Source organism: Paraburkholderia sp. SECH4 (genome assembly GCF_030511745.1).
Lineage (GTDB): Bacteria > Pseudomonadota > Gammaproteobacteria > Burkholderiales > Burkholderiaceae > Paraburkholderia > Paraburkholderia madseniana.
In genome coordinates this window covers 1-13,038 of the sequence record NZ_JALOCP010000020.1, presented here as the reverse complement: position 1 = coordinate 13,038, position 13,038 = coordinate 1, and the positions used below count along the sequence as shown (strand labels likewise).

Sequence of the window (13,038 nt, the reverse complement as noted above, 5' to 3'; positions counted from 1 at the left end):
ATGGACACAGATAACTCGGCTGAGTTAAATGATCCGGCTGGAACGGTCGCGCCACGGGAGGGTGTCGCAGGGGAGGATTGTCGGCACGAAGGTCTTCCCGCCCCGCGGCGCTATCTTGCGCTAGCCGGGGTTTGGTTAGCCTTGATTGTCAGCATACTTGACAGCTCAATTGCTAACGTTGCGCTCCCGACGATTGCGCGTGATTTAGGGGCTTCGCCTGCTGATTCGATTGCGATCGTAAGCGCGTTTCAACTGGGTGTCGTGATCTCGCTGTTGCCGATGTCAGCGCTCGGGGAAATCACTACCTATCGTCGAGTCTTTATCGGCGGTCTGTGTATTTTTACGCTAGCCTCCCTGGGTTGCGTAACGTCGCACGATCTCACTGAACTGGTCGTCGCGCGGGCGATTCAGGGAATCGGCGGCGCGGGCATTATGAGTGTGAATGGTGCACTCGCTCGTGTTATGTATCCACCGCGGCTCCTCGGTGCGGCGCTCGGTGCGAACGCTTTAATCATCGCCGCGTTTGGCGCATTAGGGCCTACGATTGCCTCGGTCATGCTCGCGCTGGGTCCCTGGCAATGGCTATTCGCTATCAATCTTCCAGTTGGCGCACTGGCCTTGGCCTTGGCTTGGCGAACATTGCCAGAGAGCCCGAAGGCAGATAGGCAGCTGGATGTATTGAGCATTGTTTTGAACATCATCGCTTTTGCGATGCTGTTGAGTGGGGTCGATCTGGTCACGCGAAATCCTTCCGAGTTGCGGGGTGGCGCGGTCTTGATCGGTGGCGTCATTGCGGCGGTAGTGCTGGTGAATCGTTGTTTGTCTCAGAGTCTACCGCTTGTACCGATCGACCTGCTCAGGATACGCCTGGTACGTTTGGCTGCGCTAACGTCCGTGTCCACATTTACCGCACAGACGCTGACCCAGGTTGCTCTCCCTTTCTACCTTCAGGACGGTTTGCATTTCAATCTCGTGCAAATCGGTTTGCTTATGACGCCATGGCCTGCCGGCGTGGCGCTTGCCGCGCCCCTCGCTGGCAGGCTCGCGGATCGCGTGCCGGTCGAGGTGCTGATTGGGTGCGGCCTTTTCGTGATGGCAGCTGGGTTGAGCTCACTTCTGTGGCTTTCACCTGGAATGGAGTTGACCGCTATTGCCATTCACATGGGCGTCTGCGGTATAGGCTTCGGCTTCTTCCAATCGCCGAACAATCGTGCGCTATTGTCTTCCGCTCCAATGCACAGGAGTGGTGCGGCGGCTGGACTCGTTGCGATTTCGCGTACCACGGGTCAGATCCTTGGCGCGATGCTGGTAGCGATATTTTTCCGATTGTTTGGTCACGTAGGCCAAGCCGCCATAGGTGTCTCAGCCATCATGGCAGTGTTAGGTGCGCTACTGGGTTTTGCACGCAAGTCCTCGGCGTCACGTACAGTCAACTGAGGGGCTTTCGTATCCTTCGATTTGCAGCCGCGCTTCACATCGACGTTCGGCTCCAGAAAGGCTCAACTCGGTTGTTCTGTCTCGCCATGGGGATGGTGTACCATTCAGCAGATATACGTTGAGGACGTCCTTGTCGGCGGGCCACGCCCGATTGGAGAATCATGTCGAACCTTGTTGGTGGGCGAAGCAATCAGAAAATGCGCACGCATATGGCACTAGTCGAATGCGCCGCACAATTTGTACGTGAGGGGAAAACCTTCACCGTTGCCGAGGTGGCAGATAGCGCTAGAGTGGGTCGCACGACAGCGTATCGCTACTTTCCGTCGGTCGAGACGCTCGTGGTGCACGCCACGCTCTACGCGTCAACGGAGGTTGAGAAACGAAGTATTGACGCGGCGCTCGAGAGCAAGCAAACGGTCGAAGATCGTCTCCGCTCGGTGGTTGAGGCCAGTGACATTACGATTACCGACCACAATTACCTTTATCGCACGATGCTGAAGCTCTCGTTGAACAATGAGGGCTCAGATGACGAGTTGCTCCCGCATCGTAGAGGGGCACGGAAGGAAGTGCTTGAGTCGGCAATCGGTATGCTGCGTACTCAGCTTGGTACGAAGCGTTACGAGAAGTTAATCGGGGCGCTCAGCCTGTTTATCGGTATCGAGTCGGTCGTTGTATTGCATGACGTCTGCTTTCTCTCCACAGAAAAGGCTCGGGAAATCAAGATCTGGGGGGCTCTCGCCATTCTTAAGGCTGCGTTGGCCGAACTGGACCAAGCCGGTGGGTCAAAATCTGCCAAAAGCGAAGATGAACCCCGCGCCATCAAGCAAATCGTTCGGAAGACGGTGCCTCGGAAGCCGGCGCCTCGGAAGCCGGCTCAACGGTGATGAAATGCCGCATGAACGTCGTCAGTAATACGACACTACACCGCCCCCAAGCGGAATGACGAAACGCGATGTCGGGAAATCCTTGAACAGGACCGAGGACAGGCGCCCACGGACGCGGACGTATCCGCGTTCATTTTGTCCGCGCGCGTGTTATCGAAATACGCGCTGCGACTCGTGCTGATGTGCTATTCGTCGGAGTGTTGTACTCGGTGATCATTTCGTAGATCGGGTACCCGTTCAGCCATCACCGAGATCTTCATTGCCGGGAAAGCCGAGCTTGTTCGAACTGTAGTAGCCGTTCGAATTCATCGTGAACACGGTGCCGCCGTCGTTCGCCGCGTTGGTCTGATAACGGACACCACCGTCCGCGCCTTCACCTCCCCCTCTCCCCTGTCAGTACCAAGTTGAGTTTGGTAGCACCGGTGTACGAGCGCCTCGGGCGCTCGGCTCTGGCACGCATAGACGCATTCCCGACAGTGAATCCAACGATTGCCGACAAAAGTTGCTTGACGCCTCGCGGACAAGGTTATATTGTTTCGACATGGAACTAAAATCCCATAAAGGGTAACAGATTCCGAATGGTTTCCTGGTCCAATGAACGAATCGCAGCTTCGGAGCTATCGCATGATCATCGACAGTCACGCCCATGTTGTTATGACCGACGAATTGTATAGGTACATGAGCGAACTGGTAGCCAGCCGTGCCAATCCGGCCGCGCCGTTCTCCGGAATCAAGGAGGAGGCGCTGCATGCTGTTTCGAATCGACTGATCGAAATTATGGATGGCGTGGGAACTGACGTGCAGTTTCTCTCTCCGCGCCCGTACATGATGCTGCACTCGATCAAGCCGGCCAAAGTAACTGCGTTGTGGACTCGTGCAGTCAATGATGCGATCCATGCCCAATGCCAGTTGCACCCGGACCGTTTCAGGGCAGTCGCCGGCCTTCCGCAGTTTCGTGCGGAGAGCCCTGCAAACTGCTTGGCCGAGCTGGAGCGATGTGTGAAGGAGTTGGGCTTCGTCGGCTGCCTGTTGAATCCGGATCCCACGGAGGGTGAAGAAACAGCGCCGCCCGGCCTTGGCGATCGTTTCTGGTATCCCCTGTACGAAAAACTTGTCGAGCTCGATGTGCCGGCGCTCATTCACTCAGCGAGTTGCTGCAATCCGCGAGAATCCTACACGCTGAAATTCATCAACGAAGAGAGTATTTCGATCATCTCCTTGCTGGAGAGCCGCGTGTTCGAAGACTTCCCGACATTGAAGATTGTTGTCGCGCACGGCGGGGGGGCTATTCCGTATCAAATGGGGCGCTTTCGCGCATGGGCCGAGCGACGGGGCGGTGAAACGTTCGACGAGAAGGTTCGCAAACTCTATTACGACACCTGCAACTATTCGCCCGAGGCGCTGGAATTTCAATTCCGGGTGCTTGGCGTAGACAACTGCCTTTTTGGTACGGAACGACCAGGGACGGGCACGATCGCGTGTAGGCATACGGGGCGGGACTTCGACGACCTAAAGCCTGCGATTGAAGCCATCCCATGGCTGACGGCTGAGGATAAGTACAAGATTTTTGAAGGGAACTGCCGAAAGGTTTACCCGCGCGCGTTCAAAGACTAGCGAGCGAACGATCTCGCAACCGGTCCCGCAGATCGGGCGGGGCGGCTCGACTAACAATGGAGATACCCCATGCTGTCAAAGGCTGACAATGAATTGATGTGCCGTGTAGAGGGAGACCAGCCCATGGGCATCTTCCTGCGGCGGTTCTGGATGCCGGCATGTTTGCTGGATGAGATTCCGTCACCCGGCGAAGGGCCGGTTCGCGTCAATCTGGTGGGTGAGCGACTCGTGGCTTGGCGAAATGCCGAAGGCCGGGTAGGTTTGATGTCCGAGGTGTGTCCCCATCGCGGTGTATCGCTCATGCTAGCGCGTGATGAAGGTGACGGACTGCGCTGCATTTATCACGGCTGGAAGATTGATGTGGCCGGCCATGTATGTGAAATGCCTGGCGAGCCGAAAGATAGCCGGATGTGCGGACGGGTGAATAACACGACCTACCCGTGTGTCGAAGCGGGCGGACTGTTGTGGGCTTACTTGGGACCCGGAGAGCCACCCCCACTTCCACGCTTTCCATGGATGGACTTGCCGTCGACTCATTACGTTGTGAGAAAAACGCTCTATAACGTCAACTTTGTGCAGTCGCTCGAGGGTTCACTTGATTCGGCACACAGTGATTTTCTGCATAGCGCAGAGACAAGTGCGTCGGGCGATTACGATCAGGATCAAGTTCACAGCGATGGCCGACGTTCGCGGCCTTCAACCGATACTTCACCCGAGATCGACGTCAGAGAGACCGAGTTCGGCTTTATCTATGGCGCAATCCGCAAGGCAGTGGCCGATCCGGAGAAACTCGCATACGTGAGGGCGACGGCTTATGCCTTGCCGTTCTACAGCATGATCCCTCCCGTGTACATGCAAGCGTCAGTGCCGCTAGATAGCGAAAACACGGCAATGTACCTTGTCTGGTACGACAACGAGCATCCACTCTCGCCGGTCGAAGTGAAGGCGCATGAAACTTTCCTCGGCTTGCGGATGGGTGAGGATCTGCTGCCCGACTATCGCCGTCCAGGACGTGCCGACAACCGATGGTTCCAGGATCGCGAAGGCATCAAGGCGGGAAAGACCTACACCGGACTGTATGGCACGACCATGCAAGATATTGCTGTGCAGGAGTCGATGGGGCCCATCCAGGATCGCACCATCGAGCACCTGGGGATGACCGACAAGGCAATTGTTCACATGCGACGCATGCTCCTCGCAACAGCTCGTCAGATTCGAGACGGCAAGGAACCTGAAATCCCCGCACTTAATAGCGACTACAGCCAGGTACGAAGCGCTGCGGCGACGATCAATCGCGACGACGATTGGTGGGAAAAGCTTTACGGCGCCGCGTCAACGGCGTCACTGGGGAAGGCTGTTTGATGCGAGGCCTCGTTCACGTCGGAGACGGCAAGCTGGAGTTGCGCGATCTCCCAGTGGTATCAGCGGGTGAGAGTGGAGCGGTTCTCCGGGTGGAAGGGAGTGCTGTTTGTATCGGAGATGCCGAAACACTCCATGGATATGGTCCGGTGATGACTACGCCTTTGGTACTCGGGCACGAGATCGTGGGGCGCGTCGAGGATGTTGGGCCCACCGCCCCGCGTGCGCTACAGGAGTTGCTCGGTGCAAGGGTCATGATCGATGACGCACGGCCTTGCGGGAAGTGCGATTGGTGTTTGCGCGATCAAAAGCGATTCTGCAAATCACCGCGATATGGACACATTGTTCAAGACTCATCTTCCAGTAACTGGGGAGGATATGCGGAGACTGTGACGCTCGACGAACAATCAGTACTTGTCCCGATACCTGAAGATTTGCCCATCGAGCTCGCGACCTTCGCGTTTCCCGTAGCTTCGGGCGTTGAATGGCTCCACCTTGGCGCAGAGATCAAGGCAGGGGAATCAGTGGCGATCCTCGGCACGAGTCGGATGGGCGCGGCAACAGCTTTGGTGGCTCTACACGCGGGAGCGTCGAAAGTCGTTGTGTACGGCGATTCACGTGGTGTAGACGCGATCAAAACCTGTTGGGCAATGGGAGCCAACGTGCGCAGCTTTCCCGCTGCACCGAAAATCGAAGGACCCTACGACGTGATCGTGGTCGTGACAGAGGCTCCGGTGGAGTACGTTGCGGCTTCGGTTGAAATGGCTGGTCAACTTGGGCGAGTGATATTGGCATGCACTTCAACTAAACCGTCTGGGATGGAGCCGGATACGATTCGTCGCAAGGGACTCACCCTTAAAGGCGGACGTGGTGCCTCGGCACAGTCTCTGAAAAAGGCGGTAGAGATTGTCTCGGCCGAGCGAAAGAGGCTTCGAGAATTTGCAGGGGAGGTCCACGGATTTGAGGCAGCGGAAGCTGTTCTCAAAGGATTGCTGGATGGTGGTGTAGTTCGTGGAGCTCATGTCGTCATTCAGGATGCAGCCTCGTCAAGGAGCAACGTCGATGCGTAAGCGCCGTTTAGGACGTACCGGGTTTGAAGTTTCTGAGATTTCATTCGGCTGTGGCGGGACCGCGGGGCTCATGGTCCGCGGCAGCGAGCACGAACAGTGCGCTGTCATCGGCAGCGCGCTGGAGCAAGGGATTAATATCTTCGACACGTCTCCGACGTACGGCGGCGGCCACTCGGAAGTTAATCTGGGAAAAACGCTCAAGACCCTCGGCGCATCGCCGATCATCAGTACCAAGATCGACTTCGCCCCTGGCGACCTTGATGACCTGGAAGGTGCAATCGTCCGTTCCGTCCAGCGCAGCCAGGAACGGCTGAACCGAGAACGCCTGGACATCCTGTACCTGCATAGTCGTGTGGGACGTCAACGGGATCTGGCTGGTCGTGTTCTCTCCGTAGACGACGTATTGCGGCCCGGCGGGGTAGCAGACGTCATGGAAGGATTGAAACGCAGAGGCATCGTCGGTGCCATTGGTTTCACAGGTCTAGGTCATACCGACTCGATTCTTGACGTCATCGAAGCCGACCGCTTCGACCTTTTTCAAGCCTACTACAACCTCATCAACCCGAGCGCGGTCGTTGCGACCGTTGCAGCGTGGCGGGCTCAGGACTACGGAGAGATGATCTCGAAGGCGTCGAACCGCGATGTTGGCGTGGTCGGTATTCGCGTTCTCGCGGCGGGTGCTCTTAGCGAAAGCGGTGAGCTTCATCGTTTTGCGAAGTCCTATTCATCACTGTCTCGAGCCGAAGTGGATGCGGACCGCGTGAAGGCGGATGCATTTCGCGCCTTCGTGCCAGAAGGCGCGTCAATGGCCAGTCTCGCGCTGCGTTTCGCCTTGAGTGAACCCATGATCGACACAGTTCTAGTGGGTATCTCCGAGCGTTCACATCTCGACGATGCAATCGCTGCCGCACAGGCGGGACCCCTGGAGCTCGAACGGCTCCAGCAGATGGCCGCCCGTTTTCGTGAACTATATGAAATGGCATGACTATGTCTGAGATCCGCCTCTCCGATGGAGTTTCGAGTGATGAAGGGTCAACCGACGATCGCCGGTGGGTCCGCCTCTACGCTCCCGGTATCGGCCCGCACGCCGCTATCGAGCCAGCATTGCCGCTTGACGCTTTTGAGGTCAACGTGGCGACGCGCCCCGATGCGATTGCACTCTGGTATTTCGATACCGCGCTTAGCTTCCGTCAGCTTGGCCAAAAGGTCGACGCCCTGGTTACAGCGTGGGCCGACCGGGTAAAGAAGGGCGACCGGGTCGTAATCTTGAATCAAAACACCCCGGCAACGGTAATCGGAGTGCTGGCGGTCTGGCGTCTGGGTGCAATCGTTGTGCCGCTCAATCCCATGCTCAAACGGCGAGAGCTGGTTCACTATCTGCACGACGCTGAACCGGGTGCTGCGATCGTCGGGGCAGAGCAGGCCATGGCACTTCATGGTGCGATTTTGGACTGGGGAGGCAGCCTTTCCGTCGCAGTCTCGGTTGCCAATGAGTTTCTTCGTGAGGGCGAGACGCCCGCCCTTCTCGGGAAAGTCAGTGAGGACATCGAGATGCCCGATGGATGGAGCCATCTGTCGACGCTTCTCGACGAGCCAGGCACATCGTCTGGATGGTCGATTGATCGGAGTGATATCGCCTTCCTGACATACACGTCAGGAACCACGGGTGAGCCCAAGGCCGCACTCATCTCTCACGCAAATGTGGCGTCCAGCGCGGAGGTCTATCGTCAATGGCTGGAACTTACCTCCGATGACGTCCTCTTTGCGGCCGCGCCTTTTTCGCACGTAACAGGGTTGGTCGCCCATATCGCGGCGGGGTTGGTCGCGGGAGCTGCCGTAGTCATGTGCTATCGGTTCGAAGCAGCCACCGTACTCGATTTGTTGGCGCGCCATCGCTGCACGACGACGGTGGCGGCCATTACTGCTTACATCGCGCTTCTTGATCAGCCCGCGTTCGACCCCTCGCGCCTATCCCATTTTCGCAAGTTGTTTAGCGGGGGCGCACCCGTGGCGCCGGCGATCGTCGAGCGATGGGAGGCAGCGACGGGCGTGTATATCCACAACGCCTATGGTCTGACGGAGACGACGTCGCCCTCGCACCTGGTGCCTTTGGGACGCCGAGCTCCGGTGGATGAATTGACTGGCTCGCTGTCGATAGGTGTACCAGTCCCCGGAACACGTTGCCGGATAGTCGATTTGCAGTCGCGTGCGACGGTGCCCTTCGGCGGAGATGTTGGCGAGTTGATGACCTCGGGTCCGCAGGTCGTCGCGGGGTATTGGCGGAAGCCGGACGCATCGTCGGCTGCATTTGAAGACGGCTGGTTGCGCACGGGGGACATCGGGCGTGCCGACGCAGAAGGCTGGTTTTATGTCGTAGACCGGTCAAAGGACATGATCGTCGCATCCGGTTTCAAGGTGTGGCCACGCGAGGTCGAGGACGTGTTGCTGGAGCATCCAGCGATTAGCGAGGCCGCGGTGATAGGAGTGCCTGATAGTTACCGTGGCGAAGCACCGAAAGCGTTCGTCGTCTTGCGTCCATCGGCGACGATTACGCAAGAGGAGTTGACGCTGTTTTGCCGGGAGCGACTGGCGTCGTACAAGGTGCCGCGCCTGATCGAGGTCCTCGACGAGTTGCCTAAGACCAATTCGGGCAAGGTGCTACGACGTGTTCTGCGGGAGAAAGCGGTATGAGCAATGGCGCAGGCGTGCCATTTGATTTATCCGGACGGGTCGCCGTTGTGACCGGGGGATCGAGAGGACTGGGCGCAGCGGCAGCTGCCGCCTTGGCCAATGCAGGAGCTCATGTGGTGTTGGTAGCACGTAACCAACAATCGCTTGATGAACGGGCCGAAATTCTGGCAGGCGCTGGTGCGAAGGTTTCCTGCGTCGTCGGAGATTTGTCGCAACCGGGAACTGCGGACAAGGTGGTGGAAGCGACGATCAGATACGCCGGGAGCGTCGATATTCTCGTGAATTCTGCTGGCGCGATTGCTCGTGGAACGTTGCAGGCCACGTCGGATGCCGACTTCGAGCAGGTCATGCGTGCTAACGCATACGGCGTATGGTCGGTTTGTCGCGCCGCTGTTGCGCACATGAAACCCGGCAGTGCGATCGTAAATGTTGCATCCACTGCAGGGCTGATCGGAATGAGCGAGCGCTCGGCATATGCGGCCTCCAAGGGCGCAGTGGTGCAGATAACAAAAGCGCTTGCTGTCGAACTTGCGCCGCGTGGTATTCGCGTCAATGCGGTTGCACCCGGTCCATTTGCTACAGACATGTCGCAACAGAGCCAGGTAAGCGAGCGCTGGCGCATGCTCATTCAGCACAGGGTGCCGCTCGGTCGCGCCGCCCATCCAGACGAGATAGGTCCGCCGATTTTATTTCTGGCGTCTCCGGGCGCGAGCTTCATAACCGGCGTGATTCTCCCGGTGGACGGCGGATGGACCGCGAGCTGACTTTTACGAATACGCGTACACATTGATGCGCACAGCGCGCATCTTCAAACGAGGAATGAGGAGTTTTATGGCCGAGATCGTGCTGGGACTGGCTATGTCGCACAGTCCTCAAGTTAGCCAGGAGCCGAAGTGGTGGAGCGAGCAGGCGCGGATTGACCAGAATCGCACACCCTATGAAGAGCTCCTGAAGCGCAAGCCTGACTGGATTGCCCAGGAACTCAGTCCAGAGGTTTGGGAAAAAAAGCATAGCGCGGTCCAGAGCGCAATCGCCGATCTCGCTCAGACACTCAACGATGTCGCCCCCGACGTCGTCGTGTTGATCGGTGATGACCAGGAGGAACTATTTCTCGACGACTGCATGCCGACGTTCTCGGTCTTCTGGGGGGACAAGAGCTGGGACAGACCGGAATTTATCCATGGTGATATGAGCGTTCCTTCCAGAGCGTCAGTGTTGTGGGCATTTCATGGTGAGAGGCAGGAAGGCTATCCGGGTCATCCGGAGTTCGGTCGCCACATCATTGAAAATCTGATGGAGCAAAACTTTGATGTGGCTCAGTACTCACGCCAGCACGAACAACGCTCTCTGGGACATGCCTTTACGTTCGTGCGTCGCCGCATCATGCGCGAGGACAAGATCATCCCGATGATCCCCGTGCTTATCAACACCTACGTTCCTCCGAACCAACCCACTGCGGCGCGTTGCTACGCGTTTGGACAGGCAATCCGCAAGGCGATCGAATCGTGGCCCCGCGCGGAACGCGTAGCGGTGATTGCCTCTGGTGGGCTCAGTCACTTCGTTATCGACAGCGAGTTTGATCGCCAGATACTGGAGGGGCTCGCCAAGGGCGATGGCGAGGCGCTCTCCTCAGTCCCGAGAAGTAAGTTGCAGTCCGGATCTTCGGAGGTTCTGAACTGGATTGCGGCGGGCGGGGCACTCGAGGGATTGCGCATGAAGCTCGTTGACTACATCCCTGGATATCGCTCGGAAGCGGGGACGGGCGTAGGCATGGCGTTCGCAAAATGGCTATGAACCCAGACCGACCACACCGCGAATCTTTTGATCTGGAAGGGATTTCGCATGCCGTGCCGATTCCTTTTGGCACCCGAGTCGGAGACATGCTGTTCTCCTCCGGAATCATGGGAGTAGACCCATCGACTGGTAGTCTGGCCGAGGGTCTCTCTGCGCAGGTCCGATTCGCTTTCGCAAACATGGAAAGGCTGTTGAAAGAGGCTGGAGGCGATTTGGGTGATGTCGGCCATGTCCGGGTGCTCGTTAGCGAGGAGGGATATCGCGCTGCTGTTAACGAAGAATGGCTGCGCGCTTTCCCTGATGCGCATGACCGTCCCGCTCGCCATACAGTCGTGTCCGCGCTCCGAGGCGGCATGCTTGTTCAACTTGAAATCATAGCCGTACTGAAATGACCAACGTGAACGATTCAACGATCCTGGAGCGGCTTGGCCGGCTCGACACCTGTGCCGTTTCCGACAGCCTGGACAAGCTCTCTCTCAAAGGCACAGTCACAGGACTCTCACCGCTATCGTGTCTGGCGAAAGTATACGGACGCGTTATGACCGTGAAACTGGTGAAGGCCGATGAGGTTTCGAGCAGAGGAACGCCCACTCCGCACCTCGGTGCGCGGGCCATCGAAATGGCGCAGAAGGGAGACGTCATCGTAGTCGAACAGCGTACCGGAATCGTCGCTGGATCCTGGGGCGGAATTCTGTCGACTGGCGCAAAAGTTCGCGGGATCGCAGGTGTTATCTCTGACGGGCTAGTGCGTGACGTTGACGAGGCGCGTGGATTGGGATTCCCGATCTATGCGCGTGGCTCGACAGCCCTCACAGCGCGTGGCCGAGTTGCGGAACTGGAGACGGGCGGAACAGTACAGATCGCGGACGCGACTGTGCAAACGGGCGATTACGTGATTGCAGATGGAACCGCCGTCGTGTTCGTTTCAGCCTCACACATCGCCGCTGTCCTCGATACCGCGGAACAGATAGCAGCTCGCGAAAGCATCATGAGCAAGGCTTTGATGGAGGGGATGTCGATTACGCATGTCATGGGTGCCGACTACGAGGAGATGCTGAAGCGATGAATCAGGACCGAAATGTTGAACGTGCAGCCTCGCTCGACTGCGCAACTTTGAGCGATGCATTGGATCGCCTTGGAATCCACGGGCAATGTGCCTGGATCAAGGCTCGTGCTGACGAGTTCCGGTTGACGGGACGAGCCTTCACGCTTCTTTACGGGCCGGCATCCAAGCCCGCTGGTACGGTAGGCGACTATATCGATGACGTTCCTCCCGGATCGGTTGTCGTCCTCGACAACGGGGGCCGTGAAGATGTAACAGTGTGGGGAGACATCTTGACGGAGATCGCTCATCGTAGAGGGATTGTCGGAACAGTCATAGACGGAATCTGTCGCGACGTCGCGCTCTGTCGCAAGCTCGGCTACCCGGTGTTTTCTCGCGGACATTGGATGCGAACTGGCAAGGATCGTGTGCAGGTGGAGGCCACTGGAGTCGTGGTTTCAATTGGATCGGTTCGCGTCGCGCCAGGTGACCTCGTGCGCGGCGATGCGGACGGTGTAGTGGTCCTACCCAGCGCTCATGAGGACGCCATCCTTGATGCGGCTGAGGAGATTTCGCGTGCCGAAGACGCAATTCGCGCTCTCGCACAAGCGGGTACTCTGAGGTTGACCCGGTTCGACGGATAGATTTGCAGTTGAGTCTAATGCGGTGTGGCACCTCCCGATAAGGTTGAATCGCGGGTTGTCCACGGTCGGGCGGCGGGTCGCCTGTCACGACCACGACGCTGCCCGGCGGTGGGCAACCCGCGCGGCGATAAGCTTTGATCTTGCGCATGCAGGTTTTCGAACTCGAGCGGCGAACAGTAGCCGATGCTGCTGTGCAGGCGGCGTAGGTTGTACCAGCTCTCCAGAAACGAGAACAGACGCCGCCGTGCCTGTTCGTGGGTCGCGAAGTGTTCACGACAGAGCAGTTCGGCTTCGAGTGTGCCAAAGAACGACTCGCACATCGCGTTGTCATAGGCATCGCCGGCCGTGCCCATCGACGGCTGTACGCCTGCTTCGCGGCATCGCCGCCCAAAGGCAATGGACGTGTATTGACAGCCCTGATCGGAATGTAGAATCACACCGTCATGGTGTCGTTGCTGCAACGCCATGTCCAGCGCGCGTAACATCAGTTCGGTGTACAGATG

At 57.9% G+C, this 13,038-nt stretch carries 12 protein-coding genes and 1 pseudogene; 12 read left to right on the top strand and 1 reads right to left on the bottom strand.

Annotated elements, in window-relative coordinates; all coding sequences use genetic code 11:
• The 12 genes from M0D67_RS24525 to M0D67_RS24470 all read left to right on the top strand — a co-directional run bounded on the left by M0D67_RS24525 (window position 1) and on the right by M0D67_RS24470 (window position 12,535).
• Window positions 1–1,437: an MFS transporter gene (locus M0D67_RS24525; protein ID WP_266240029.1), complete on the top strand. Its 1,437-nt coding sequence runs from the start codon at window positions 1–3 to the stop codon at window positions 1,435–1,437.
• Between the two features lie 161 nt (window positions 1,438–1,598).
• Window positions 1,599–2,321, top strand: a complete 723-nt coding sequence (locus tag M0D67_RS24520) for a TetR/AcrR family transcriptional regulator (protein ID WP_266240027.1) — start codon at window positions 1,599–1,601, stop codon at window positions 2,319–2,321.
• A gap of 624 nt (window positions 2,322–2,945) precedes the next feature.
• Window positions 2,946–3,935: an amidohydrolase family protein gene (locus M0D67_RS24515; RefSeq protein ID WP_266240025.1), complete on the top strand. Its 990-nt coding sequence runs from the start codon at window positions 2,946–2,948 to the stop codon at window positions 3,933–3,935.
• 69 nt (window positions 3,936–4,004) lie between these two features.
• A complete protein-coding gene (locus M0D67_RS24510; RefSeq protein ID WP_266240023.1) occupies window positions 4,005–5,297 on the top strand; it encodes a Rieske 2Fe-2S domain-containing protein in 1,293 nt (430 codons plus the stop codon).
• A complete protein-coding gene (locus M0D67_RS24505) occupies window positions 5,297–6,364 on the top strand; it encodes a medium chain dehydrogenase/reductase family protein (protein WP_266240021.1) in 1,068 nt (355 codons plus the stop codon). The genes M0D67_RS24510 and M0D67_RS24505 overlap by 1 nt, the downstream gene beginning before the upstream one ends.
• Window positions 6,357–7,349 (top strand): aldo/keto reductase, encoded by a 993-nt coding sequence (locus M0D67_RS24500; RefSeq protein ID WP_266240019.1) that lies wholly within the window; start codon window positions 6,357–6,359, stop codon window positions 7,347–7,349. The genes M0D67_RS24505 and M0D67_RS24500 overlap by 8 nt, the downstream gene beginning before the upstream one ends.
• A gap of 2 nt (window positions 7,350–7,351) precedes the next feature.
• On the top strand, window positions 7,352–9,055 hold the full coding sequence (locus M0D67_RS24495; protein ID WP_266240017.1) for a class I adenylate-forming enzyme family protein: 1,704 nt from the start codon (window positions 7,352–7,354) through the stop codon (window positions 9,053–9,055).
• Window positions 9,052–9,819: an SDR family NAD(P)-dependent oxidoreductase gene (locus M0D67_RS24490; protein ID WP_266240015.1), complete on the top strand. Its 768-nt coding sequence runs from the start codon at window positions 9,052–9,054 to the stop codon at window positions 9,817–9,819. Before M0D67_RS24495 ends, M0D67_RS24490 begins: the two co-directional genes overlap by 4 nt.
• A 67-nt stretch (window positions 9,820–9,886) precedes the next feature.
• Window positions 9,887–10,849, top strand: coding sequence for a protocatechuate 3,4-dioxygenase (locus M0D67_RS24485; protein ID WP_266240013.1), 963 nt, complete (start codon window positions 9,887–9,889; stop codon window positions 10,847–10,849).
• Complete coding sequence (locus tag M0D67_RS24480) at window positions 10,840–11,241, top strand: RidA family protein (RefSeq protein ID WP_172178329.1); 402 nt, start codon at window positions 10,840–10,842, stop codon at window positions 11,239–11,241. The genes M0D67_RS24485 and M0D67_RS24480 overlap by 10 nt, the downstream gene beginning before the upstream one ends.
• Window positions 11,238–11,915 carry an RraA family protein gene (locus M0D67_RS24475; protein ID WP_266240008.1) on the top strand — a complete coding sequence of 226 codons (678 nt, stop codon included), beginning with the start codon at window positions 11,238–11,240 and terminating at the stop codon, window positions 11,913–11,915. Before M0D67_RS24480 ends, M0D67_RS24475 begins: the two co-directional genes overlap by 4 nt.
• Window positions 11,912–12,535, top strand: a complete 624-nt coding sequence (locus M0D67_RS24470) for an RraA family protein (RefSeq protein WP_266240006.1) — start codon at window positions 11,912–11,914, stop codon at window positions 12,533–12,535. The genes M0D67_RS24475 and M0D67_RS24470 overlap by 4 nt, the downstream gene beginning before the upstream one ends.
• Window positions 12,536–12,690: 155 nt before the next feature.
• On the opposite strand, the pseudogene M0D67_RS24465 reads toward M0D67_RS24470, so the two are convergent.
• Window positions 12,691–13,038, bottom strand: a pseudogene (locus tag M0D67_RS24465) (transposase); the annotation flags it as partial.

What these genes read in the sequence shown, in the direction of transcription:
- M0D67_RS24525 (WP_266240029.1), top strand. Translation starts at nt 1, where the DNA reads ATGGACACAGATAACTCGGCTGAGTTAAATGATCCGGCTGGAACGGTC.
- M0D67_RS24520 (WP_266240027.1), top strand. Translation starts at nt 1,599, where the DNA reads ATGTCGAACCTTGTTGGTGGGCGAAGCAATCAGAAAATGCGCACGCAT.
- M0D67_RS24515 (WP_266240025.1), top strand. Translation starts at nt 2,946, where the DNA reads ATGATCATCGACAGTCACGCCCATGTTGTTATGACCGACGAATTGTAT.
- M0D67_RS24510 (WP_266240023.1), top strand. Translation starts at nt 4,005, where the DNA reads ATGCTGTCAAAGGCTGACAATGAATTGATGTGCCGTGTAGAGGGAGAC.
- M0D67_RS24505 (WP_266240021.1), top strand. Translation starts at nt 5,297, where the DNA reads ATGCGAGGCCTCGTTCACGTCGGAGACGGCAAGCTGGAGTTGCGCGAT.
- M0D67_RS24500 (WP_266240019.1), top strand. Translation starts at nt 6,357, where the DNA reads ATGCGTAAGCGCCGTTTAGGACGTACCGGGTTTGAAGTTTCTGAGATT.
- M0D67_RS24495 (WP_266240017.1), top strand. Translation starts at nt 7,352, where the DNA reads ATGTCTGAGATCCGCCTCTCCGATGGAGTTTCGAGTGATGAAGGGTCA.
- M0D67_RS24490 (WP_266240015.1), top strand. Translation starts at nt 9,052, where the DNA reads ATGAGCAATGGCGCAGGCGTGCCATTTGATTTATCCGGACGGGTCGCC.
- M0D67_RS24485 (WP_266240013.1), top strand. Translation starts at nt 9,887, where the DNA reads ATGGCCGAGATCGTGCTGGGACTGGCTATGTCGCACAGTCCTCAAGTT.
- M0D67_RS24480 (WP_172178329.1), top strand. Translation starts at nt 10,840, where the DNA reads ATGGCTATGAACCCAGACCGACCACACCGCGAATCTTTTGATCTGGAA.
- M0D67_RS24475 (WP_266240008.1), top strand. Translation starts at nt 11,238, where the DNA reads ATGACCAACGTGAACGATTCAACGATCCTGGAGCGGCTTGGCCGGCTC.
- M0D67_RS24470 (WP_266240006.1), top strand. Translation starts at nt 11,912, where the DNA reads ATGAATCAGGACCGAAATGTTGAACGTGCAGCCTCGCTCGACTGCGCA.